Annotated in this window: 15 protein-coding genes; 12 read left to right on the top strand and 3 right to left on the bottom strand. The window is 68.0% G+C overall.

Annotated elements, in window-relative coordinates; all coding sequences use genetic code 11:
- Positions 1-34: 34 nt before the first annotated feature.
- From OG326_RS06400 to OG326_RS06415, 4 genes are all read left to right on the top strand, one after another.
- A complete protein-coding gene (locus OG326_RS06400; RefSeq protein ID WP_327143677.1) occupies positions 35-1,021 on the top strand; it encodes a LysR family transcriptional regulator in 987 nt (328 codons plus the stop codon).
- A 344-nt stretch (positions 1,022-1,365) separates the two neighbouring features.
- Positions 1,366-1,917, top strand: a complete 552-nt coding sequence (locus OG326_RS06405) for an EXLDI protein (protein WP_327143678.1) — start codon at positions 1,366-1,368, stop codon at positions 1,915-1,917.
- Positions 1,918-1,983: 66 nt separating this feature from the next.
- Complete coding sequence (locus tag OG326_RS06410; protein WP_327143679.1) at positions 1,984-4,149, top strand: MMPL family transporter; 2,166 nt, start codon at positions 1,984-1,986, stop codon at positions 4,147-4,149.
- 177 nt (positions 4,150-4,326) lie between these two features.
- On the top strand, positions 4,327-4,737 hold the full coding sequence (locus tag OG326_RS06415) for a hypothetical protein (RefSeq protein WP_327143680.1): 411 nt from the start codon (positions 4,327-4,329) through the stop codon (positions 4,735-4,737).
- A 115-nt stretch (positions 4,738-4,852) separates the two neighbouring features.
- On the opposite strand, the gene OG326_RS06420 is transcribed toward OG326_RS06415, so the two are convergent.
- Both OG326_RS06420 and OG326_RS06425 read right to left on the bottom strand, forming a co-directional pair.
- Positions 4,853-5,617, bottom strand: a complete 765-nt coding sequence (locus OG326_RS06420; protein WP_327143681.1) for a CPBP family intramembrane glutamic endopeptidase — start codon at positions 5,615-5,617, stop codon at positions 4,853-4,855.
- 62 nt (positions 5,618-5,679) lie between these two features.
- Positions 5,680-6,621: an RluA family pseudouridine synthase gene (locus OG326_RS06425; protein WP_327143682.1), complete on the bottom strand. Its 942-nt coding sequence runs from the start codon at positions 6,619-6,621 to the stop codon at positions 5,680-5,682.
- Positions 6,622-6,747: 126 nt separating this feature from the next.
- On the opposite strand from OG326_RS06425, the gene OG326_RS06430 reads away from it, so the two are divergent.
- Complete coding sequence (locus tag OG326_RS06430; RefSeq protein ID WP_327143683.1) at positions 6,748-8,565, top strand: ABC transporter ATP-binding protein; 1,818 nt, start codon at positions 6,748-6,750, stop codon at positions 8,563-8,565.
- Positions 8,562-10,298 (top strand): ABC transporter ATP-binding protein, encoded by a 1,737-nt coding sequence (locus OG326_RS06435; protein ID WP_327143684.1) that lies wholly within the window; start codon positions 8,562-8,564, stop codon positions 10,296-10,298. The genes OG326_RS06430 and OG326_RS06435 overlap by 4 nt, the downstream gene beginning before the upstream one ends.
- A gap of 86 nt (positions 10,299-10,384) precedes the next feature.
- On the opposite strand, the gene OG326_RS06440 is transcribed toward OG326_RS06435, so the two are convergent.
- Positions 10,385-10,858, bottom strand: coding sequence for a hypothetical protein (locus OG326_RS06440; protein ID WP_327143685.1), 474 nt, complete (start codon positions 10,856-10,858; stop codon positions 10,385-10,387).
- A gap of 148 nt (positions 10,859-11,006) precedes the next feature.
- Here OG326_RS06440 and OG326_RS06445 point away from each other — a divergent pair, with 148 nt between their 5' ends.
- From OG326_RS06445 to OG326_RS06470, 6 genes are read left to right on the top strand one after another with little or no spacing between them, the layout of a single operon-like run.
- On the top strand, positions 11,007-12,308 hold the full coding sequence (locus tag OG326_RS06445; RefSeq protein WP_327143686.1) for a SidA/IucD/PvdA family monooxygenase: 1,302 nt from the start codon (positions 11,007-11,009) through the stop codon (positions 12,306-12,308).
- A 39-nt stretch (positions 12,309-12,347) separates the two neighbouring features.
- Entirely contained in the window at positions 12,348-13,289 is a 942-nt protein-coding gene (locus OG326_RS06450) for a methionyl-tRNA formyltransferase (protein WP_327143688.1), read from the top strand.
- Positions 13,290-13,300: 11 nt separating this feature from the next.
- A complete protein-coding gene (locus tag OG326_RS06455; RefSeq protein WP_327143689.1) occupies positions 13,301-16,777 on the top strand; it encodes a non-ribosomal peptide synthetase in 3,477 nt (1,158 codons plus the stop codon).
- Positions 16,774-17,739 carry an ABC transporter substrate-binding protein gene (locus OG326_RS06460; protein WP_327143690.1) on the top strand — a complete coding sequence of 322 codons (966 nt, stop codon included), beginning with the start codon at positions 16,774-16,776 and terminating at the stop codon, positions 17,737-17,739. The genes OG326_RS06455 and OG326_RS06460 overlap by 4 nt, the downstream gene beginning before the upstream one ends.
- Positions 17,740-17,769: 30 nt before the next feature.
- Positions 17,770-19,563 carry a condensation domain-containing protein gene (locus OG326_RS06465; RefSeq protein WP_327143691.1) on the top strand — a complete coding sequence of 598 codons (1,794 nt, stop codon included), beginning with the start codon at positions 17,770-17,772 and terminating at the stop codon, positions 19,561-19,563.
- Entirely contained in the window at positions 19,560-24,113 is a 4,554-nt protein-coding gene (locus OG326_RS06470) for an AMP-binding protein (RefSeq protein WP_327143692.1), read from the top strand. The genes OG326_RS06465 and OG326_RS06470 overlap by 4 nt, the downstream gene beginning before the upstream one ends.
- The last annotated feature ends 151 nt before the right edge of the window (positions 24,114-24,264 follow it).

A 24,264-nucleotide genomic window follows, 5' to 3' on the forward strand; every position in this document is an offset into this window, starting at 1 on the left:
ATAACCTGGCTCGCGGTGCAATAACCTGGGTGGAATGAGCCGGTTCGAGTCGATCGATATCCCGCGTCTGCGCTGGTTCGCCGCGGTTGCGGAACAGTTGCACTTCGCGCGCGCGGCGCAGAGCCTGGGCATTGCCCGCCAGCGCCTGAGCCGGACGATCATCGAGTTGGAGGAGGAGCTCGGCACCAAATTGTTCGTGCCGGGTGCGCAGCCGACCCAGCTCACCACCGACGGCGAGGAGCTGCTGGTGGCGGCCCGGGAGCTGATCGCGAATGCCCCGGAGCCCGAACCGGTGGCGGCCGACGAGGGTGAACGCCTGCGGGTCGGGTTTGTGCCCGGGGTGACCGTCACCAAATGGGATCGGATCTGGCGCGAGCGTTTTCCCGAGATTCCCGTCGAGATGATCCCGGTCCCGATGCGCGAGCAGGATGTGGCGCTGCGGGACGGCCGCGTCGATATGTGCTTCGTCCGCCTCCCGATCGATCGCGACGGGATCAGCGCCATCCCGCTCTACCGCGAATTGCCGGTGGTGGTGGTGCCCAAGGATCATCCGCTGTCGGTCTTCGACCAGGTGAGCATGGCCGAGCTGACCGAAGAGCGCATGCAGGACGCCACCGACCTCGACGAGGCGGCCATGACCATGGAGCTGGTGGCGGCGGTCAGCGGTGCGGCCATCGTGCCGCATTCCATTGCGCGCCTGCACAGTCGCAAGGATCTGGTCTACCGGACCATGACCGGTGTGCCGGAAACCGAGATTGTGCTGGCCTGGCCGGATGCGCAGACCACCGAACTGGTCGAGGAGTTCGTCGGCGTGGTGCGCGGGCGTTCGGCGCGCAGTTCGCGGTCGCCGTCGGGGCAGGAGGCGGCCAAGCCGCGGCGGGCCGCGGGTCCGGGCAAGAAGCCGGCCGCCGGTGCGAAGAAGTCCGCCGGGGGCGCCAAGAAACCGGCAGCGAAGCAGACCGGCGCCAAGGCGAAATCGGGTGGCGCCGTGAAGAAGCCGGGCAAGCGGCGCGGAAAGTAGTAGCGGCCGAAGCTGTTCCGAGGGCCTGTCTCCCGAGCGGGAGGCGGGCCCTTTGTCATGCCCGGTTGTGACGTCCGGGGTGAAGTCGGGGGATTTCTCAGGGTGAAGTCAGGGTTGCGCTATACGTATACGTCTACTTATAGTGATTTCAGGTGGTGGGAAGCTCGGCCGCTGCGGATCCGGTAGTCGGGAACCGTTGAAGCACAGCGAATTTCGAACCCGCTGTGGGTTGATGTAGAAGCATGCTCATATGCGCATCCACTAATGATAGTCCGTCAACCTACGGTTGACTTCAATTGGATAGTCAACCTACTGTTGACGAATGACCGGAACTGGAGCAGATCATGGACATCGATATGCAGAAGCCCGCCGACGACGATGCGGCCCCCGGCACCGCGGTGACGCAAACCCTGCCTGACGACATGCTGGAGATCGAGGTGCGCGTCGGCCCCGGCGGCACCCGCACCCAGAGCTTCGTCGGCCGCCTGCTGGCGAAATCGCAGCAGGTCACCACGGCCGGCGCCGAGAATGTGCGGATCTACCAGAGCCGCAAGGGCAAGCTGGTGGTGCACCGCCACTACCTGGACTGGTCGGACTTCTCGACGGCGACCAAGCACGCCTACGAGGGCACGAAGGACCAGTTCAATGCCAAGCGGGAAGAGTTCGCCGCCGCCCGCCGGAATGCCGATGGGTCGCATGTTCCGCTGATCGCCAACTGGGCCGGGGAATTCAAGCACTGGCGCGAACTGGTCGGTATCGGCCAGGATGGCTATGGCGACTACACACTCGAAATCGTGGATTCGCTGGGGGAGTTGCGTGACCGGGTGCCTGCCAAGGCGTACCGGACAGTTGCCGATGCGGTGGAAAACCCGTCTGCGCAGTTTCTCGACATCTAAGCACCGATAGAGCTCTGTCAGCACAGATTCCGCACGCGGTCGAAACCTTGAAAGGACTTCCCCCGCATGTTTTCCCGACTGGGACGCTTCGTCGTCAAACAGCCGTGGCTGGTCATCGGCGTCTGGCTGATCGCCATCATCGCGGTGGTGGCCACGGCGCCCAAGCTCACCGCCACCACCGACCAATCCGACTTCCTGCCTTCGCATTACGAGTCCATCCAGGCGATGGAGTTGCAGCAGAAGGCATTTCCCAACAGCAATACTCCGGCCGCGCTCATCGTCTTCGAGCGCACCGACGGCGCACCGCTGACCGACAGTGACGTGGCCACGGTGCAGGCCGCCGCGGGCAAGCTGGGCGATCTGCACCTGAAGGACGTCCTCGGGGTGCAGGCGGCGCCGGCGGCGGACAATCGCTCGATTCAGATTGCCGCGGTGGCGATGACGAAGGTCACCAGCCAGGGCGACACCAAGCAGACCGATGCGGTCAAGGCGCTGCGCACGGCCCTGAAGGATCAGGTCAACGGCACCGACCTGAAGGCGGGTGTCACCGGCGCCGCGGCTCAGCAGCTGGACCAGCAGGAATCCGGTAACAATGCGCTGGCCATCATCGGCATCGCCACCATCGCGCTGATTCTGATTCTGCTGCTGGTGATCTTCCGCAGTCCGGTGATCGCCTTCCTGCCGATCATTGTGATCGGTGTGGTCTCGCTCGGCGTCAATGGCCTGATTGCCATGGTGAGCAAGGCTTTCGACCTCAAGGTCGATTCGTCCGTGCAGTCACTGCTGATCGTGGTGCTGTTCGGTGTCGGCACCGACTACATCCTGTTCCTGATGTTCCGCTACCGGGAGCGCCTGCGTGCCGGTGAGGATCCCAAGACCGCCATGGTCAGCGCGGTCACCCGGGTCGGCGAGGCGATCAGCTCGGCCGCGGCCGCGGTGATCATCGCCTTCGGCGCGCTCATGCTGTCGACCCTGGGCATGTTCCGTTCGCTCGGACCGGCGCTGGCGATCGCCGTCGCGGTGGCGCTGCTGGCGGGCCTGACGCTGGTTCCTGCGATTGTTTCGCTGTTGGGCACCAAGGTGTTCTGGCCGTCGAAGGCCTGGAAGCAGGAGCCGACGGGTGCGCGGTTCGCGGCGGTCGGTGCGGCGCTGGGCAAGCGGCCCGGTGTGTTCGCGGTGGCCTCCGGCGGTGTGCTGCTCGCGCTCGGCATTGTGGCGTTCGGCTTCAATCCGACCTTCGATCTGAGTTCGAGTTCGACCTCCGATACCTCCGAATCCACGGTCTACAGCAAGGAATTGCTGAAGGGTGAGCCCGCGGGCACCACGCAGCCGTCGCAGGTCTACCTGCGCACCGATGGTGCGGAGCTGACCACCGAGCAGTTGACCGCCTACCGTCAGGCGCTGACCGGCGTCTCCGGTGTGGGTCAGGTGTCGGAGCCGAAGCTGTCGACCGACAAGTCGGTGGCCGAGTACCAGGTGACGCTCAATGACACTCCGGAGTCGGATGCCGCACTGAAGACGGTGAAGGGCCCGCTGCGCGATATCGCGCATTCGGCCGCGCCGCCGGGATCCACGGCCGTGGTGGGCGGTATGACCTCGGTGTTCGTCGACTTCAAGGCTGCTATGAACCGGGATTACTCGGTGGTGTTCCCGGTGGCCGCGGTGCTCATCATGCTGGTGCTGGGTTTGCTGCTGCGCAGTCTGGTGGCGCCCTGGTATCTGATCGCGTCGGTCTTCCTCGGCTTCGCGGCCACGCTCGGTGCGGCCGTGCTGGTTTTCCAGCACATCCAGGGGAATTCGGGCTTGATCTTCACCTTGCCGCTGATCATGTATCTGTTCGTGGTCGCCCTCGGGACCGACTACAACATCCTCATGGTGGCCCGATTGCGGGAGGAGGCCCGCGAGGGCCACGATCCGCACAAGGCCGCGGCCGAGGCGGTCAGGCACACCGGTCCGACGATCGCCGCCGCCGGTCTCATCCTGGCGGGCACCTTCGCCTCGATGATGCTGGCGGGCAATACCGCGCTCTCGCAGATGGGTTTCGCCATCTCGGTGGGCATCGGTATCGCGGCCTTCGTCATGGCGATGTTCTTCACGCCGTCGGTGACCGCGCTGATCGGCCGCCGGGCCTGGTGGCCGGGTCACGGCGGGGACGCCGATCCGGCGATCTCGCTGGAGAAGCAGGAGTGGGACGACCCGCGGTGGTCGCAGCCTGATTCGGCGCGGCGGTAGTCGCGAATCTGTTCCGCAGGCCGGCCGGGCCCGTCTCCTTTTCAGGGGGCGGGCCTGGCCTTTTGCTATCGCCGGCAAGGTCTGACAGAAACACGTTTCAGTTTTTTCCCGAAAGTGCCACCGCCCGAACTGGACAACCGATATGGTTCGCCGGACCGTACAGCAAGGGAGTTTCGCATGACCATGACCGTGAACAAGCACATCGCCCGGCGGGCCGGCGTCGGCGTCACCGCCCTGGCCGCGATGGCCTGTTCGGCGGCCCTGACGGCGCCCTACGCGTCGGCGGCTCCCACCGGCCTGTCGGTCAATGCCAGCAATGTCTACGCCGCCTGCACCTACCAGGTGACCGCGACCTACGACAGCTGGATCCAGGTCTGGTTCTACGACAACGGCCTGGTCATCGGCGGTAGCCCGATCAACCCGTCGAACGGCACCGCCACCATCCAGTGGACCCCCAAGGGCGCCGGCACCCACACCCTGTCCACCCTGCAGGGTTCGGCATGGGAGCTCAAGGTCAATGTCCTGCAGCCCACCCTGACCGGCAGCGCCACCTGTGGTGCGGGCCCGCTGGGCTTCCTGGGCTCCTGATACTCGATTCGGTCGCGGCCCGACCGCACCGAATCGTCCCCGGGCCGGCTGATGCCAATCCTCTGTTCCCTAGTCAGCCGGTCCGGCCCCTCCGAAGTGCTTGCGCCGCTGTGGTTCAGCGCATGGTCGTATGCCAGACCACGGCGGCGGCGAGTGCGCCCGCGCCGTTCAGCGACCAGTGCAGTGCGATGGGTGCGAGCAGGCTGCCGCTGCGGCGCCGCAGCCAGGTGAAGACGACTCCGGCTGCGGCCGTTGCCAATACGGCGAGCATGATTCCGGCGATCTGCCCGGCGACACCACCGCCGAGGAAACTGCTCAGTCCCTTGTTGCCACTGGTGAGACCCAGTGACGAGGCCACATGCCAGAGGCCGAAAAGCAGTGATCCGGTGGCGAATACGCCGCGCGCACCGATTGCGCGATCGAGCGTGCCGTGCAGTACGCCGCGGAACGCGAGCTCTTCCGGAATGGCCGTCTGCAGTGGAATGACGATCATGGACGCGATGAGCGCACCGGAGATGGTGGCGTACCGATCGGCCAGGAAGAACGGCCGGGTGATCGGCAGGATCGCGCCGATGGCGACCGCCCCGAGCACGATGCCCACCGCGGCCAGCGCCCAGATGGTGCCGCGCCGCCACTGTCGCGGATCGAGCCCGAGCTCGCCCCAGCCCAGTCCGCGGCGGCGGACCAGGGCCAGCAGCACAAGCGCGGCTACCGGCACCGTGACAATGCTGGCCCAGCTGGTGGTGAAGTGCGCAATGAGATTTGTGCAGATCAAGACCACGACAACGACCGCTACGTCGATGTAGGCGTGCAGGCGAAGGCGCAGTGGCGCGGGTGCGTCGGGAAGCACAGCGACCGCACCGTTATCTGATCGAGACATCCCGGCCAGCGTACGCCGGGATTCTGAGAACGGGCCTCGAATGTGGTCGAGGCCGCTGGATCTCAGGCCCGGATTCCGCGTTCCCAGCCCACGGGGTCGTTCCAGGCCTGCAGCGTGCGGCGGGTTTCGAAGCGGCGCGGAACCTTGGTGATCGGATCGGTGAATTCGAGAGCACAGGCCAGCAATTGCAGCGGCCGGCTGAAATCGCCGACCGGTTTGTCGGTGAGTTCCGGATAGAAATCGTCGCCGAGGATCGGGAGGCCGAGCCCGTTCATATGCAGTCGCAGCTGATGGGTGCGACCGGTCCTGGGCCGCAGCCGATACCGCGCGAGCCCGTCGCGTTCTTCGATCAGTTCGACCCGGGTCTCGGCATTGGGTTCGCCGGGCTCCTCGAACGCGCGCAGCACCTGCCGCTCCTTGACGATTCGGCTGATGATCGTGCGCGGCAGTTCGAGCTCCGGGTCGAAGCGGGCGATGGCCTCGTATTCCTTGTGCACCACGCGTTTGTGGAACATGGTCTGGTACGCGCCGCGGCGTGCGGGATTGACGATGAACAGCACCAGTCCGGCGGTGACCCGGTCCAGCCGGTGCGCGGGCACCAGATCCGGGAGGTCGAGTTCGCGCCGCAGGCGGACCAGTGCGGTCTGCAGAATGTGCTGTCCCCGCGGAATTGTCGACAGGAAGTGCGGTTTGTCGATGACGAGCAGATCGTCGTCGCGGTGCACGATGCCGATCTCGAACGGTACGTCGGTCTCGACCGGCAGATCCCGGTGGAACCAGATCGCGCCGCCGGGCACATAGGCGGCGTCCGGGGCGATGGGTCCGGCCAGATCCACGATGCCGCCCTCGCGCAGCAGTTCGTCGATGCGCGCGGCGGGTACCCGCGGCAGCCGCTCGACGAGGTGGTCGCGAATGGTCGCCCACTCGCCGTCCTCGGGCAGCCGCAATCGTGCCGGGTCCAACCCGTGCCGTTTGGGTAGCGGCGGCTGCTGCCTGCGTCTCACCTGGAAGACCCTAGTCGTGCGGACGCGGCGCGCCTTCCTCGGATAGCGAAGTTAGCCTAACCTATCCTGCAATGCCTCTTTGTGTGAGGATGGGGCCATTACGACGATGGTGGAGGAGCAGATCTGATGACGGTGGAGGCCGAATCGCCGCCCGACAAGGCCGAGGTGAAAGCCCGGCGCCGACGAGAAGCCGCCGCCCGCAAGGAGATTCTCGCTCCGGTCGCGGGCACGCTCACGGTGGCGAGCCTGATCATGGCCATCGCCTCGGTCTGCGCGGTGGTTCCGTTCATTCTGATCGTCGAGGCGTGCCGGGAGCTGCCGGCCACCACGATCGACACCGATCGGGTGTGGCGACTGCTGCTCATCGCCGTGCTGGTGCTGGTGGTCCGGGCGCTGTTGCAGGCGGCGGCGCTGACCTGGTCGCATCTGACCGACGCCCGCTACCAGCTGACCCTGCGCCGATTGCTCGCCGACAAGCTGACCCGGGTTCCGCTGGGCTGGTTCGGTATTCGCACCTCGGCCGAGGTGAAGAAGTACCTCCAGGACGATGTGGAGGCGCTGCACTATCTGGTCGCGCACGCGCGGCTGGATTTCATCGGCTCGGTGACCGTGCCGCTGGTGACGCTCGTCTACCTCTTCACCGTCGATTGGCGCCTGACCCTGGTGCTGCTGGTGCCGCTGGTGATCTACGTGCTGTGCATGAAGAAGATGCTGGACGAGCCCGGCCGCGAACGCATGCTGGTCTACAACGCCGCCGAACAGCGCACCCGCGAGGCGACCGTCGAATTCGTGGACGGTATCCAGGTGGTGCGGGCCTTCGGCCGGGCGGGCAAGGCGCACAGCGTCTTCCAGGACGCGGTGGATCATCAGACCGATAGTCTGCGGCGGCTGAAGATGCCGATCCTGTCGGTGCAGTCGCTGTCGGAGGCGGTGGTCGCGCCGGTGTTCGTCATGCTGCTGGTGGTGCTCGCGGGCCTGACCGGTGTGGGCGCCGGCTGGGTGGCCCCGGTCGATGTGCTGCCGTTCCTGCTGGTCGGGCTGGGTCTGGGCAGTTCGCTGCTGGGCCTCGGCTACGGCGCGCAGGCGCTGCGGGCCGCCGGTGATGCGGCACTGCGGCTGCACGAGCTGATGGCGACCCCCGAATTGGCCTCCAGTGCACCGGAATCGGAGACCGAACCGGCCGCGGCTCCGGCCGGACTGGTGCGTTTCGAGAATGTGAGCTTCGGCTACCGCGCCGATCATCAGGTGCTGCGCGGCCTCGATCTGGAGCTGGCTCCGGGCACGCTCACCGCACTGGTCGGCCCGAGCGGTTCGGGCAAGTCCACGCTCGCCAAGCTGCTGCCGCGCTTCTATGACATCGATGCGGGCCGAATCTCCATCGGCGGCCGCGATATTCGCGACTTCACCACCGAAGAGCTGTACCGCACCGTCGGATTCGTCTTCCAGGACGTGCGCCTGATTCGTGGCAGCGTGCGCGAGAATCTACTGCTCGCCAGCCCGGACGCCGATGACGCCGCGCTGGAGCGGGCGGCCCGCGCCGCTCAGATCCACGAGCGGATTCTCACCCTGCCGCGCGGCTACGACTCCGAGATCGGCGTGGACGCCACCCTGTCCGGCGGTGAGGCGCAACGGCTTTCCATCGCCCGCGCACTACTGGCCGACACCCCCGTGCTGGTGCTGGACGAGGCCACCGCCTTCGCCGACCCGGAATCGGAAGCGGCGGTGCAGGATGCGCTGGCCGCCCTGGTGGCCGGACGCACGGTGCTGGTGATCGCGCACCGCTTGCACACCATCACCGGTGTGGATCGAATCCTGGTGCTGGAGAACGGAACCCTGGTCGAACAGGGTGATCACGTGAGTCTGCGCGGGGCCGGCGGTCTCTATCAGCAGCTGTGGGAGATCAATGAGGCGGCGCTGGACGTGGTCATGGAGGGAACACGATGATTCGCAAGGTTTTCGCGCTGGTGCCGCGCGAGTTCGCCGCGCTGACACCGAAACTGCTGGCCGCCATCACACTGCAGGCGCTGCTGCAGGCCGCGGCGTACGTACTGCTGGTGCCGGTGCTCGAGGCGCTGTTCGACGGCAATACCGCGAGCGCCTGGCGCTGGACGATAGCGCTGGCCGCCGCGGTGGCGGGTCAGGTCGGCTTCAGCTTCCTGCAGTCGGTGCTGGGCCTGCGCATCGGTGTGGGCATGTCGCACGGACTGCAGACCCGGCTCGGCGATCATCTGAATGCCTTGCCGCTGGGCTGGTTCGAGACGCAGAACGCCGGTGCGCTGTCGCGGCTGGTCGTCGAGAATGTGCGTGAGGTGCAGGGCCTGATCGCGTATCTGCTGGCCAAAATGCTGACCGGCGCCATCGTGCCGCTGGGCGTCGCGGTGGGAATGCTGTTCGTGGACTGGCGGATATCGCTCGCCATGCTGCTGGCCGCACCGGTGCTGTATCTGGTGAACCTGTGGGCCAATCGCTCCTACACCGCCTCCGATGCGCAATTGCACGAGGCGTCGGGCGAAGCCAATGCCCGGGTGCTGGAATTCGCGCAGGCGCAGCCGGTGCTGCGGTCCTTCGGCGCCGTGGGCTCGGGGAACAAGGCGCTGGATACGGCGCTGGCCCGGCAGCGTAAGGCCGCCACCGGTCTGCTGTTCGCGAGTGTGCCGGGCCTGATCGTGTTCTCGCTGTGTGTGCAGGCGGTCTTCCTGGTGCTGGTGTACCTGGTGGTCGGGCAGGTGACCGGCGGCAGTATTTCGGCGGCGGCGGCCATCGCGCTGATCGCGGTGAGCAGCCGTTTCATCGAACCGCTGAATCAGGCCGCGCAGCTGGGCACGGCGCTGCGTTCGGCGGCGGCCGCGGCGGACCGGGTGACCACCCTGCTCGCCGAACCGGCACTGCCGCAGCCGGATTCCGAGGTGACCCCGGGCACGCCGAGCGTGGTGTTCGAGGATGTCAGCTTCGCCTACCGGACCGGCGCGCAGGTGCTGTCGGAGGTGTCGTTCACGGTCCCGGCCGGTACCACCACCGCGATTGTCGGGCCGAGCGGCGCGGGCAAGACCACGGTCCTGCGCCTGGCCGCTCGTTTCCATGACGCCGATTCCGGCCGAGTCCTGGTGAGCGGCCACGATGTTCGCGATCAGCCGTCACACACGCTGCTGGGCCAGCTGTCGCTGGTGTTCCAGAACGTCTATCTCTTCAATCGTTCGGTGCTGGAGAACATTCGGGCCGGACGCCTGGACGCCACCGATGAGCAGGTGCGCGGCGCGGCCGCGGCGGCCCGGGTGGACGAGATCGCCGAACGCCTGCCGGAGGGCTGGGACACCACCGTCGGCGAGGGCGGCGCGGCGCTGTCCGGCGGTGAGCGCCAGCGGGTTTCGATCGCGCGCGCCCTGCTCAAGGACGCACCGGTGGTGCTGCTGGACGAGGCCACCAGTGCCCTCGATCCGCAGAACGAGGCGGTGGTGGTGCGCGGTGTGCATCAGCTGACCCGCGACCGCACGGTCATCGTGGTGGCGCATCGCCTGGCCACCATCGCGCACGCGGATCAGATCCTGTTCATGGAGGCGGGCCGCATTGCCGAGCGCGGCACGCACGAGGAGCTGCTGGCACTCGACGGCCGCTATGCCGCCTTCTGGAACGAGCGCAGTCGTGCGGCGGGCTGGCGACTGGAATCAGTGCACGCGTAACGGCTTTCGCGAGCAGCGCTGTGAAACACGCATGAGCCCCGGACATTCCGTGGAATGTCCGGGGCTTGCTGCTGTGGCAGTGTGAATTACAGGTTGCAGGACAGTCCCGCGTAGTACGCCACGGAGCACTCGGATTCGCGAGTCAGCTTCCAGGTGCCGTCGATCTCACGCCAGCCCATTTCGATATTGGGGAAGGTGCCGTAGCCGTCGACGCTCACCTGCAGATTGGCGGTGGTGGTGTCGCCGTTGCTGTTCACCGGTCCGGCGAGCTGCCAGCGCAGGCTCGGGACGGTATTGATGACCCCGCCGACCTGATCGAGCAGCGGCAGACCGGCCTCGCCCGCCTCCAGTTCGTTGGCGCGCGCACCGCGGTCGGCGCCGGTGTTCAGCACCAGCCGCAGCTTCGACTGCAGATCGCCGAGGCCGGGCTGCGCGGTGCGCAGGGGTGCGACCAGCGGGGCGGCCTGGGCCGGTGCGACGGCTGCCACGTTGAACCCGCCGATGAGGGCGGCGGCAGCGAAAACCGCTGCTCCCAGCTTCTTTCGGGTGGTGTTGATCATGTGTTCATCCAATCGTTCACATCGGTGAGCCGCCGACGGCGCTCTGGCGGTTACTAAGCAATATAAGGTAAGCCTATGCAAACATGGGAGGGGACCTGGCGGCTGTGACGCGATCGCCAGTCGTTCGTCGAGGAAAGTGAGTGAACCGGTGCAGACTCTTCTGGTTGTCGGCGCGGGGCCGAAAGCCCTTGCGGTAGCCGCCAAAGCGCATGTCCTGCGGAAACTGGGCCTGCCCGCACCGCGGGTGGTGGTCGTCGAGCCGCATGCGGTGGGCGGAAACTGGCTGCCCAGCGGCGGCTGGACCGACGGCAGGCACCGGCTCGGCACCAGCCCCGAGAAGGATGTGGGTTTCCCGTACCACTCGACCTGGGCGCGTGGCCGCAATCGTGAGATCAACGAGGCCATGCACGCTTTCAGCTGGACCTCCTTCCTGGTGGACCAGGGCGGCTACGCGGAGTGGATCGATCGCGGCCGGCCGAGCCCGCATCATCACGTCTGGGCCAAGTACCTGCAGTGGGTCGGGCATCGGATCGAGCTGGAAGTGGTGTCCGGAAGGGTGAATTCGATCTCACCCGCGGCCGACGGCTGGCTGGTGTCGGTGCTCGGCGAGGACGGGGTGCTCACCCAGCTGGACGCGGATGAGCTCATGATCACCGGCCCGGGCCGCAGTACCCGCGCCCTCGCCGATCATCCGAAAGTGCTGAGCATCTCCGAGTTCTGGGAGCTCGCGGGCAAGCGCGCGCTGCCGGTGTCCTCGCGGGTGGCGGTGATCGGCGGTGGTGAGACCGCGGGTTCGGCGCTGGACGAGCTGGTCTGCCACGACATGCTGACGGTCTCGGTGATCTCGCCGATGGCCACGCTCTACACCCGTGGTGAGAGCTATTTCGAGAATTCGCTCTACAGCGATCCTGGCAAGTGGGCCGGGCTGAATCTGGAGCAGCGCCGGGATGTCATCCGCCGCACCGATCGTGGTGTGTTCTCGGTGCGGGTGCAGGAGAGCCTGCTGGGCGATAACCGCGTCCATCATCTGCAGGGCCGGGTCATGCGGGTGGCCGATCGCAACGAGGGCGTCGAACTGACGCTGCGCAATCCCCTGCGCGCGGATCAGGTGCACGCCTTCGATCTGGTGGTGGATGCGACCGGCGGGCAGCCGCTGTGGTTCCTGGAGCTGTTCGACGCCGATGCCGCGGATCTGCTGGAGCTGGCGGTGGGCGGTCCGCTCACGCAGGCCCGGGTGGAGGCGGCGATCGGCTACGACCTGGCCGTATCGAATCTGGAGTCCAAGCTCTACCTGCCGAATCTGGCCGCGCTGACCCAGGGTCCGGGCTTCCCGAATCTCAGCTGCCTCGGCGAACTTTCGGATCGGGTGCTGCGGCCGGCGGTCGGCGGCGCGGAAGTGGCCGCGCGTGCGGCGGTGTCCGGGGCGGAACCCCTTCGGCTCAATCGGTAGGCTAGGCTAGCCTTACTTAACGGAGATGAGGTTCGGTTCATGCGTATCGTGTCGTTCGGCTTCCAGACGTGGGGCCGCAAAACCCTTCAGGCCCTGATCGATTCGGAGCACGAGGTGGTGCTCGCGGTCACCCATCCGGCGAGCGAATCGTCCTATAAGGCGATCTGGAACGATTCGGTCGAGGAACTGGCCCGCGAGCACGGCATTCCGGTGCATCTCACCGAGCGCGCCGATGCCGCGACCATCGATCTGGTCAAGCGCGCCGAACCCGATGTGATCGTGGTGAACAGCTGGTACACCTGGATGCCCGCCGAGCTGTACAGCCTGCCGCCCTACGGCACACTGAATCTGCACGATTCGCTGCTGCCCAAGTTCACCGGATTCTCGCCGGTGCTGTGGGCATTGATCAGCGGCGTCGAGGAATTCGGGCTCACCGTGCACCGCATGGACGAGCAGCTCGACACCGGCGACATCCTGGTACAGCACAGGCTCCCGATCCCCGCGGGCGCGACCGGCACCGAACTGGTGCTGGCCGGAATGGAATTGATTCCGGGCGCGGTGAACGAGGCGCTGGCCGCGCTGGTCTCGGGCGATCCGCGGTGGACGCCGCAGAACAAGGCCGAGCGCACCTACTTTCACAAGCGGTCCGATCGGGACAGCCGCATCGACTGGTCGTCGGACGCGGTAGATCTGGAGCGTTTCGTGCGGGCGCTGTCCGCGCCGTATCCGCGGGCCTTCTCGCACTACCGGGGTGAGCGCGTCGAGGTGCTCGCCGCGTCGATCTCCGAGGCGAGCTACGGCGGCACCGTCGGACGCGTGGTCGTGCAGGAGGGCGGCGGCGTCGTGGTGTGCGGTCCGAATGCGTTGCGCGGGAACAATCGTGGCCTGGTGATCACCCGGGTGCGCACCGCCGACGGCGTCGAGCGTGACGGCGCCGAATTCTTCGTGCGCGGCGGCTATCTCACCGACGCTCCCGAATGAGACCCGGCGTCATGTCGACCAGGGCCGATGAGACCGCGGAGCAGGTGCGCCGCGCCTTGGCTCCGGGCCAGCGCCGCGCCTGGTTCCTGCAGCATCGCGCACCGGCGGACGCCAGCCTCAATGTCGGTATCACCTATCGGCTGACCGGAGCCCTGGACGCCGGCCTGCTGCGGGCCGCGGTCGGCGAGGTGGTGGCACGGCACGAGATCCTGCGCACCGTCTACGGCGCCGCCGCCGACGGCGAGCCCTTCCAAGCCGCCCTCGCCGACCCCGAAATCGCCTGGCAGGAAGACGATCTCGCCGACCTGCCGTCCCCGAGCCGCGCCCGCCGCGCCGAGGTCCTGATCCGCCGCGTACTCGGCGAACCCTTCGACCCCTCCGCCGCGCCCCCGATCCGTTTCGCACTGATCCGCACGGGCGCAGACGAATTCGCCTTCGTCCTGGTAACGCATGCGCTCTGCTGGGACGACGAATCCTGGGAGATCTTCTCCCGCGAACTGACCCACGCCTACAACGGCATACTCCCCACCGGCCCCGCGACCCAGTACGCAGATCTGACTGTCGGCCACATCGATTCGCGCCCACCGCGCCCAGCCACCACCTTGCCGAGTGCAGCGGAGGTAAGTTCGGCTGAACCAAGTGCTGCGAACGCTGCCTCATCGAGTGCCATCGATTCGCGCCCACCGCACCCGGCCACCACCCTGCCGAGTGCAGCGGACGTAAGTTCGGCTGAACCAAGTGCTGCGAGCGCTGCCTCATCGAATGTCGTAGGCGCGAGCCCGGCTTCATCGAGTGCCGCGGGCGTGAGCGCTGTGCTGCCGAGTGCCGCGGGCGTGAGCGCTGCGGGCACGAGTGGCTCCGGTCCGGATGCCGGAAACCTCGGCGTCGTGGACTCCGGGTCCGAGGGCTCGGACGCCGCGGGGATCGATTACTGGCGGGCGGAGCTTTCGCCGCTGCCGGAGCCGCTGGATCTGCCGAGTGGCAGTGCACCGGCGCCCCGATCCGCGGCCGCGCGGCGATCGGTGCGGGAACTGCCCGGCGAATTGCTTTCCAGTGTTGATGATTTCGCACGGCAGGCGGGCACGACAGCGTTGCCCGTGCTGCTGGCCGCGTTCGATGTGCTGGTGCGCCGCTATACCGGTGCGGCGGATTTCCTGGTGTCGGTGCCGGTCACCACCCGTGACCAGCACGCGGCGGCGGACAGTCCGACCGCGCCCATCGGCTACTTCGGCAATACCGTGCTCTTGCGCGCCGACCTCGACGATCATCTGTCATTCGCGGATCTTGTTGCCGTCGTGCGGGGTTCGTGGGAGCGGGCGCATCGGCATCGTGCGGTCGGCATCGACGAGGTGGTGCGGGCGGTCAATCCCGATCGCACGGCGGACCGGGACGGACTGGATCAGCTGGTGCGGCTCGGTTTCGGGGTGCGCACCGCTGCCCCCGGGCCCGCGCTGGACGGCGTCGTCGCGGCGCGACTGGATCTGGGCAGCCCGGTGCCACGAGTGCCCCTGCGGCTCACCGTGGTTCGGGACGGCGCGGGTGCGTACCTGGAGGCCGAGTATCCGTCCGGCCGGTTCACGCCCGAGCTCATCGAGCAGCTGCTCACCCACTATCTGCGATTGCTCGCCGAGGCTACGGCTGCTCCCGGGCGACCGATCGGCGAGCTCGATCTGCTGGGCCCGGCCGAACAGGCTCGGCTGCTGGAACTTTCCCGTGGTGAGCAGACTCCGGTCGTGCCGACCACTGTCGTCGCGTTGTTCGAAGAGCGCGCGCAACTGCACGCGACAGCACTCGCGCTGGTCGCTCCCGGTGACACCGAGACCGTGCAGCTCACCTACCGCGAGCTCAACCGTCGCGCGAATCGCCTGGCGCACTGGCTGATCGGCCAGGGTGTGGGCGCCGAGGATCTGGTGGCGCTGCGACTGTCGAACTCTGTGGAGTTCGTGGTGGCGGTGCTCGCGGTGCTCAAGTCCGGCGCGGCCTATCTGCCGATCGATCCGGCGTATCCGGACGAGCGCATCGATTACCTGATCGCCGACGCCCTCCCGAGCATGATCCTGGGCCGGGTCGAAGTGGATGCCGCCGAAGAGGTCGCCTCCGGTGCCGCCGAACATGATCCGTCCGATGCCGATCGGGTGCGCCCGCTGCGCCCGGGCAATCTGGCCTATGTCATCTACACCTCCGGTTCGACCGGTCAGCCCAAGGGTGTTCCGGTCGCGCACGAGGCGATCGCCGATCATCTGGTCGGCTTCCGCGCCCAGTGGGGGATGACCGCCGACGACCGTCTCCTGCAATCGTCGTCGGTGAGCTTCGACGCGTCGCTGCTGGATGTCTTCGTCACCCTGACTCTCGGTGCGCGCCTGATCATTCCGCGTCCCGGCGGTTTCTCCGATCTCGCCTACATCGCGGATCTGGTGACCCGTTTCGAGGTCACCGTGCTGCATATGGTGCCGTCCCTGCTGCGCACCTTCCTGTCGCTGCCGCAGGTGAGTGATTGGCGCTCACTGCGTTTCGTCCCGGTGGGCGGTGAGGCGCTGCCCGGTGAGATCGCCGATCGGCTCACCGGTGTCCTGGATGCCGAACTGCGTAATCACTACGGCCCCACCGAAGCGGTGGTCAGCGCCACGCATATGCCGGTGGAGGGCCCGCAGGGCAATCGCATCGTGCCGATCGGCCGCCCGAACCGCAATGTGGATCTCTACCTGCTGGACGAGCGGCTGCGCCTGGTGCCGCCCGGCGTGGTCGGCGAAATCTATCTCGGCGGTGCGCAATTGGCGCGCGGCTATCTGGATCGCGGTGCGGCGACGGCCGAGCGTTTCCTCGCCGATCCTTTCACCGCGGGCGCACGGCTCTACCGCACCGGTGATCTGGCCCGCCGCACTCTCGACGGTGCGGTCGAATTCATCGGCCGCGCGGACGAACAGGTGAAGGTGCGCGGCTACCGGATCGAACCGGGCGAGGTGCAGGCCGCGCTCACCGGTGATCCCGAGATCCGCGACTGCGTGGTGGCGGTGATCGGTGATGCCGCGACCGGGCCCATGCTCGCGGCCTACCTGGTACCGGAATCCGCTGCGCCGGATGTGATTCGGGTGCGGGCGCGCGCGGCCGCCGTGCTGCCGGAGTACATGGTGCCGACGGCGTACGCGGTGATCGACGCGATACCCCTGACCGAGCACGGCAAGCTGGACCGCCGCGCCCTGCCCGCACCGGTGTGCGTGACCGCGCGCCCGTATCGGGAGCCGGTGACCGCCGCCGAGATCCGGCTGGCGGCCCTGTTCGGGCAGCTGTTCGACCGCGACCGGATCGGTGCGGATGATTCGTTCTTCGAACTCGGCGGGCATTCGCTGCTGGCCAATCAGCTGGTGGCGCGCATTCGCGCCGAGTTCGGTTTCGAGATCGATGTGCGGGCGGTGTTCGACACCCCGGCCGTGAGCGGGCTGGCCGCGGTACTGGAGGCGACCGCCCGAGATGAGGAGTGCAGGAAATGAACACCCGAGGATGGCTGCGCCGCAGCGGTTTCGCCCTGCTGGCGATGGGACTGGTGGCCGGCACGGCCGCCTGTGGTTCCGGCGACTCCGGCGATGATTCCGGTGCGCTGACGATCAAGCACGTCATGGGGGAGACCAAGATCGACGGCACCCCGTCCCGCGTGGTGGCGTTCGGCCCGCAGTGGCTGGACGCGACGGTCGCGCTGGGCGTGACGCCCGTGGGCTATCTGGTGCCGGGGATGACGGCGACCACGAAGGTGCCGTGGGAGCCTCCGCTTCCGGCTTCGGCCAAGAGCATCGATATGACGGGCGACTATCTCGAGCAGATCGCCGCGCTGAACCCGGATCTGATTCTGGCGCCGGCCTATATGGCCGATCGGACCATGTACGACAAGCTGTCGAAGCTGGCCCCGACCATCGATTCGCTCTCCTCCGCGCAGATCGATCCGTGGCAGGACCAGGTGACCGCGCTGGGCAAGGTGCTGCGCAAGGAGCCCGAGGCGGCCAAGGTGATCGCGGATGTGGACGGCAAGATCGATGCGGTGGCCGCGAAGCATCCGGCCTTGAAGGGCAAGACCTTCCTGACCTGCATGCTCACCGGCCCGTCGCAGCTCATGGTGCTGGCCGATCCCAAGGACGGCTCCGCCGAGCTCTTCACCCGCCTGGGCATGACCATGCCGGAGAAGCTCGTCAAGGAGGCCCCCACCGGTGGCCGGTTGTCGCTCTCGCCGGAACGCCTGAGCGACCTGACCTCCGATCTGCTGGTCTGTGGCGCCATGCCCAGCCTGGAGTCGAAGTTCAAGCAGCTGCCGGGTTACGCCGATCTCCCGGCGGTGCGCAGCGGCGGTATCTCCTTCGTCGATGTGGTCGCCATCAATGCCATCAATCAGCCGACCGCGCTGTCGGTGCCGTACGTGCTGCAGACGCTGGAGCCGGCGTTCGCGAATATCGCCGGTAGCTAGACCACCGGTAGCCAGGAAGGACCTCACGTCATGACGCTCGATACCCACGCCGTACCCGCCGCACCGGCGCGCTCCGCCGAGCGCGGGCTGCCGCTGTCCCCGGCCCAGCAGGCGGCCTTGCTGCCGGAACGGCTGGCCCGGATCGCGGCCGCCAATGTGTATGTGGCTCTGGAGATTCCGGCCGAGCTCGCCGACGTCGTGGCGGCGCGGGCCGTCGAGGTGACGGCCGCGCACGACCTCCTGCGCGCGGTCTACCCGGATGATCGCCGGGTGCCGTATCAGCGTGTGGAATCGGCCCCGGCGACAGTGGCCGAGATCGTCGAGATCGCCGACGCCGCACTCCCGGCTGCTCTACTGGCCGACGCCGGTCACGCCTTCGATCTGGTGCGCGAGTTCCCGATTCGAATCCGGCTGTACCGGCTCGCCGATCACGCGGTGCTCTCCCTCGCGGCCCATCCCGTCGCCGCCGACGACCGCACCATGGAACTCCTGGTCACCGCCCTCTGCTCGAACGAGCCGGTGCGTGCCACCGCGCAGTACCGCGATTTCGCCGCCGAGCAGATGAAATCCCTGGCCGCCGAGAACGATTCGCTGACCTACTGGAAACAGCGACTGGCGGACCTGCCCGAACAACTGCTGCTCGTGGGCGAACGTCCCGCCCTCCCACGCAGCACCCGCGCCGTCGTCCAGATCCCAACCTCCGTCATCCCGGCGCGGGTTCGGCCGGGATCCACGCCGGATGCGCTCGAACAGGTTTCGGTGGATCCCGGCCAAGAGCATGCCGGGATGACGGGGGGACGTGGCGACTCCGAGGCGGATCCTGCCGCCGTGTCCGCCGAGCCTCTCTCGATAATGGCGGCGCTGGTGGCCGCCGCGCTGCGGGAGCTCGGGGCAGAAGCCGATATTCCGATCGGCGTCGCTACCGAAGCGCGGTCCGAGAGTGCCGCCGATGTCCTCGGCAATTTCGCCAATTATCTTGTGCTGCGGGTTGATTCGCCGCGTACCGGGGCGCCGTCACAGCTGGTTGCCGATGCCGCGCGGATTCTCAGTGAGGCCCGTGCGCATGCCGGTACCCGCATCGAACGGCTCACCCATCAGCTGCGCGGCCCGGGCGGCGCGGCCAAGGGCGGCCTGTTCCAGGTGCAGCTCGCGGTGCGTCCGAGTGCGCTCGAATTCGATGCTGCCGGTGGCAGGGTTCGGGAGATCGCTCGTGCGGCGGCCCGTCCGCACGGGGTGGACCTGATCGTCGATGTGGTCGCGACCGCGGATGGCTGGACCGTGACCGTCGATCTGGCGGAGGCCCTGTCCCGGCGCTATGCGGCGGGGGAGTTCGCGCAGCTGCTGCGCGCGACGGCCGAATCCTGGTCGGCCGCACCGGATACCGCGCTCGATTCGGCCGAAGCGCCGGAGCCGTGCGACTGGTTCGTGCCCGATGCCGAGGCCGGGGAGCTGGATCCGTACGCGATCTCCGGACTCGGTGGCCCGCCGCGGACCGATGCGGAGCGGGCGGTCGCCGCCGTGCTGCGCGAGGTGCTGGAGCTGGACGAGGAGGACGAGGTCGGTCGCGAGGACAATTTCTTCGCCCTCGGCGGCGACAGTGTGGCCGCACTGCGCTTTGTCACCCTGCTCGCCGAGCAGGGCCATATCGTCGATGTGCAGAAGGTGTTCGAATTCCCGGCCGTGCACGAGATCGCCGCGAGCCTGACCGCTGAGAACGCCACCGCCGCAGCACCTGCCGAGCCGGCCGCCGTCGCCCCGATGGCGGCCTCCGGCCTCGACGCGGCCGCCCTGCAGGCCCTGGCCGGGAAGCTTGCCGGCCGGTGAGCGTGGAGATTCTCGATATCGTCGCGCTGTCCCCGCTGCAGCGCGGCCTGTACTCGGTCAGCGTCGCCTCGGGCGCGGTCGATCCGTATCTGGTCACCTTCGCGGTGCGCATCGAGGGCCTGCCCGAATTGGCCACGCTGCATACGGCTTTCGATCAGCTGCTGGAGCGCTACCCGCATCTGGGCGGTGCGGTGCTGACCGACGGTCTGCCGCATCCGGTGCTGGTCACCACCTCCGGCGGCCGCATCGGCTGGCGCGAGCTGGATCTGCGCTCGGCCGCCGACCCGGAAGCCGCGGCCCGGCAACTGTATTGGGACGAGGGCCGCCGCCGCGTCGATCTGGATCGCGGCCCGCTGTTCCGGGTCGTCGCCGCGCGGGTGGGGGAGGACGCCTACGAACTCGTCTGCACCGCACACCACATCATTATCGACGGCTGGTCGATCCCCCTGCTGTTCGCGGATCTCATAGCGCTGCACAGCGGTATGGGCGCGGCGCTCCCGCCAGCCCCGCCGCTGCGCGAGCACGCCGCCTGGCTCGCCACCCGCGATACCGCCGCCTCCCTCGAGGCGTGGCGCCGGGCCCTCGCCGGTCTCGCGCCCATGTCCATGCTCGCCGCGCCCGCCCCCGCCGATATCCCGGCACTGGGCGAGGCCCGCTTCGACCGCGCCGCCACCGATCGCGTGACGGCGTGGGCGCGCAGTCGCGGCCTGACCCTCAATACGGTCCTCCAAATGGCCTGGGCCCGAGTGCTTTCCGGCCTCACCGGCCGCGACGACGTGGTCTTCGGCCAGACCACCTCCGGCCGCGACGCCTCGCTCCCCAATGCCGAACGCCTGGTGGGCGCACTGGTCACCACCATCCCGGTCCGGGTCCGCATGGACGATCGCGCCCCCGCCGATATCGGCGCCGCCCTGCAACGCGAAGTGGCGCAGCTGCGCGCCCACGAATACCTCGGAATTGCCGAGATCACCCGCCACACCGGCGGCAGCCAGCTCTTCGACACCCTCCTGGTCTTCGAGAACACCCCCATGGGCGCGGTCACCGCCGATATGCCCATGGGCGGCGGCGCCCGCCTCATGCCCCGCCGAGTCGATTCCCCCAGCCACTACCCGATCGCCGTAGTCCCGATTGTCGAACAGGGCGAACTCATCACCCGGGTGGAAATCCGCCCGGACCTGGTCTCCCGCTTCGACCCCGACCGCCTGGCCCGCCGCATGCTCGCGGTCGTCCGCCGCCTGGTCGACGCCGACACCGCCTGCAGTGTCGACCTCCTCCTCGACGACGAACCCGCCGCCCTGACCACCGAGCCCCCGCAGCTATCCGCGCAGACCGACATGTCCGCAAAGCCCGGCGACTCGGGGCAGACATTCCCCGTCATCCCGGCACGCTTTCGGCCGGGATCCACATCTGAAGTACTCCAAGACAATTCGGGGGATTCGGGCCAAACGCATGCCGGAATGACGGGGTCGGGATCCGCATCTGCACTACTCCACGACGATTCGGGGGATTTGGGTCAAAGGCACGCCGGGATGACGGGGGGCTCCGCCGAGCTGGTATCCGGCAAGTCGGTGTCGACAGGCCTGGTGTCGGATGTACTGCTCGCCGCAGCGGCGCGTTCCGCGGATTCGATCGCCGTCATCGATGCCGAAGGCGAGCACTCCTTCGCCGACTTCGGCGCCGCTGTACGCACTCTGGCCGCTGATCTCCGCGCGAACGGCCTGCGGCCGGGCGACTCCGTGGCCGTGGTGCTCCCACGTGACCGCCGAGTTCTGCACGCCCCCTTCGCCATTGCCCACGCGGGCGGTGTCTGCGTGCACGTCGATCCGGCAACTCCGCCCGATCGGCTGGCCTACCTCCTGGAAACCTCCGGCGCGAGACTGGTGCTCGCCGACGAAGCGCTGGTGGACGTCCTGGTGCAGGTGCGCGCGCAGGGCATCGACTGTGTGCACGGCATCCCCACCGCCGCGGGCGAATTGCGTTTCCTCGGGCCCGCGCCCGAACCGGCCGCCCCGGCCCCGCGTGCGGTCACCACGGCGGATTCTCCGTTCTATGTCATCTTCACCTCGGGCACCACAGGTCGCCCGAAAGGTGTTGTGGTGCCCCATCGCGCACTGCTCAACCACTGGGCCAATCACGAGCGCCGCATCTTCGCCCCGGCCGCGGTGCAGGTCGGCAGGCAGCTGCGGATCGGCCACGGCTGGTCCACCGGTTTCGATGCCGCCTGGCAGCCGACCGTCGCCCTGCTCAGCGGCCATACCGTCGTCATGCTGGGCGAGCACGTCCGCACCGATGCCGAGCAGATCGCCGCCGCCATCACCCGGCACGGCATCGACATCTTCGACACCTCCCCGTCGATGTTGCCGCGCCTCATCGCATTCGGGCTCTTCACCGAACGTGACGGTGTCGAGCACTGCCCGCTGGCCGTGCTCGCCCTCGGCGGCGAAGCCATCAACCCCGATACCTGGAAGCGCCTGCAGGGCCTGCCGGACACCCGCGTCATCAACTTCTACGGTCCGACGGAGACCACGGTGGAAGCGCTGATGGCCGATGTGCACGACCATGTTTCGCCGACCATCGGCCGCACCTTCGACGGTATGACCGCCGAGGTGCTCGATCACCGGCTGCGCCCCGTGCCGCCGGGCGGCCAGGGCGAGCTCTACCTGTCGGGCCCGCAACTCGCCCTCGGCTACCTGGGCCGTCCGGCCACCACCGCCGCGACCTTCGTCGCCGGACCGTCCGGAAGGCGTTATCGCACCGGCGATCTGGTGCGCCGCGCCACCGACGGCACCCTCGTCTACGAGGGCCGCATCGACAGCCAGGTCAAGATCAACGGCTACCGGGTGGAACCGGATGAGGCCGCCGTGGTGCTGCGCGAACTCGACGGCGTCGAGCATGCCGCGGTCCTGGCCTACACCGATAACGGCCGGACCCGCCTGGGCGCACTCGTGGTCAGCGACGTGCCGGTCCCGCAGCTGCGCATCGGCCTCTCGCAGCGCCTGCCGCGCTTCCTGGTCCCGACCCGCATCGTCCCGGTCCCCGAGATCCCGTTGAACCGCAACGACAAACTCGATGTGCACGCGGCCACCGCCCTGCTCACCGCACAGGTGACCGGATCCGGCGGCAGCGCTCCGGCCACCGGCACCGAGCGCACCCTGCTCGGCGTGATCTCCGCTCTCGGCGCGGCGGGCGCCGGCCCCGGCATCACCGACAGCCTGGTCGATCTCGGCATCGACAGCATCGGCGTCATCGATCTCGTATCCCGTTTGCGCGGTGCGGGTTTCCGCGTGGCGGCCCGGGACGTCCTGGCCGCCGGAGATCTTCGCGAGCTCGCCGCCCGGCTGGACGAACTCGCCGTCGCGGGGGAGGACCGCCCCGAGGCAGCGGTCACGCCCGCCGGTACCGTGCTGCCGCTGACGGCACTGGCCCGCGAGATCATCGCCAATGGCGACTATCGCTATCTGGCGCAGTCCCAGGTGATTTCACTGCCGGACGACACCTCGCCCGACGACGTGGTGGCACGGCTGACCGCGCTCGCCACCGCCCATCCGACCCTGCGCTCGCGCCTGGTCCTCGGCCCGGACGAGATCCCCGCCCTGATCGCCGACGAACTGCCACCGTCCTCGGTATGGCTCGAAACCGTCGACGGGACCGGCTCGGCGGCAACCTATCTGGCCGATACGGTCGCCCGCCTGGATCCGGAGTCGGGCCGCATGCTCGCGGCCACGGTACTGGCCGGACCGCAGCGCCGGCTGCTGCTGTCCATCCACCACCTGGCCGTGGACGTGGTGTCCTGGCTGATCCTGGTGGACGATCTGCGCCGCCTGGAACAGGGCGACGCACCCCTCAATGAGGAGCCCACCGAGGAAACGGTCACGGCCGCAGTCACTTCCGGAACCGAGATCCTCGGCACACCGCTGGCGGGCCGCCTCACCGATCCGTCCACGGACCGCGCGGGCAAGGTCACACAGCGCATTGTGGAGCTGGGCCCGGACCGGACCGAACGGCTGTTGTCGGCAGGCACGGAGTCGGGCGTCCCGCTCGAGGACGCACTGATCCTGGCCTGTGCCCGCACCTTCCCCGATATCGCCGATGCCGACGGCCGCATCGCGATCACCAGGGAGTCGCACGGTCGCCCCGACGAGGATGATTCCCGCCGGGTCGGCTGGTTCACCGTCGAGGAGACGGTGCTGGTCCCGGCCGACGACCGAGCGGCGGGCCGTCCCGATCTGTCGGAGCGCACCTTCGCCGCCCGCGGCCAATTGCGCATCAATCATCTGGGCCGCTTCGATGTGCTCCAGTTCGGCAGCGGCCCTTGGTCGCCCGCACCGCTGTCGGAGTTCACCGGCGAGTTCGGCGTCGCAGCGCATCCGGATCTGCCGCTGCGCTTCAGCGTGGACATCACCACGGCGGTGGTGCCGCGCGACGGCAGACCGTCCCTGGTCGCCCAGTTCGACGTGAATTCAGCAGTACTCGACGAGCTATCGGTAGACACCCGGGCAGATCGCTGGGCAGCACTGCTCTCCGAGCTCGTCGAGTCCCACGCCCGCTGAAAGCGACCACACAGCCCGTGTCTGATCCGCGCAGCCCCCGCAAGGGCTGTGGGGGTGGGACGCGGGCTGTTTCGTCGATGGAACAGCCCGTGTCCGGTGGCCCCATCGGCGTATTCGCTTGTCAGAGCGGTGCAACCAATCATTTAGGTTA

This window comes from Nocardia sp. NBC_01327, assembly GCF_035958815.1.
Taxonomy (GTDB): Bacteria; Actinomycetota; Actinomycetes; order Mycobacteriales; family Mycobacteriaceae; genus Nocardia.

Bases quoted from the DNA above. Each gene is read 5' to 3' on its own strand.
- OG326_RS06400 (WP_327143677.1), top strand. From the start codon at position 35: ATGAGCCGGTTCGAGTCGATCGATATCCCGCGTCTGCGCTGGTTCGCC.
- OG326_RS06405 (WP_327143678.1), top strand. From the start codon at position 1,366: ATGGACATCGATATGCAGAAGCCCGCCGACGACGATGCGGCCCCCGGC.
- OG326_RS06410 (WP_327143679.1), top strand. From the start codon at position 1,984: ATGTTTTCCCGACTGGGACGCTTCGTCGTCAAACAGCCGTGGCTGGTC.
- OG326_RS06415 (WP_327143680.1), top strand. From the start codon at position 4,327: ATGACCATGACCGTGAACAAGCACATCGCCCGGCGGGCCGGCGTCGGC.
- OG326_RS06420 (WP_327143681.1), bottom strand. From the start codon at position 5,617: ATGTCTCGATCAGATAACGGTGCGGTCGCTGTGCTTCCCGACGCACCC.
- OG326_RS06430 (WP_327143683.1), top strand. From the start codon at position 6,748: ATGACGGTGGAGGCCGAATCGCCGCCCGACAAGGCCGAGGTGAAAGCC.
- OG326_RS06435 (WP_327143684.1), top strand. From the start codon at position 8,562: ATGATTCGCAAGGTTTTCGCGCTGGTGCCGCGCGAGTTCGCCGCGCTG.
- OG326_RS06440 (WP_327143685.1), bottom strand. From the start codon at position 10,858: ATGATCAACACCACCCGAAAGAAGCTGGGAGCAGCGGTTTTCGCTGCC.
- OG326_RS06450 (WP_327143688.1), top strand. From the start codon at position 12,348: ATGCGTATCGTGTCGTTCGGCTTCCAGACGTGGGGCCGCAAAACCCTT.
- OG326_RS06455 (WP_327143689.1), top strand. From the start codon at position 13,301: ATGTCGACCAGGGCCGATGAGACCGCGGAGCAGGTGCGCCGCGCCTTG.
- OG326_RS06460 (WP_327143690.1), top strand. From the start codon at position 16,774: ATGAACACCCGAGGATGGCTGCGCCGCAGCGGTTTCGCCCTGCTGGCG.
- OG326_RS06465 (WP_327143691.1), top strand. From the start codon at position 17,770: ATGACGCTCGATACCCACGCCGTACCCGCCGCACCGGCGCGCTCCGCC.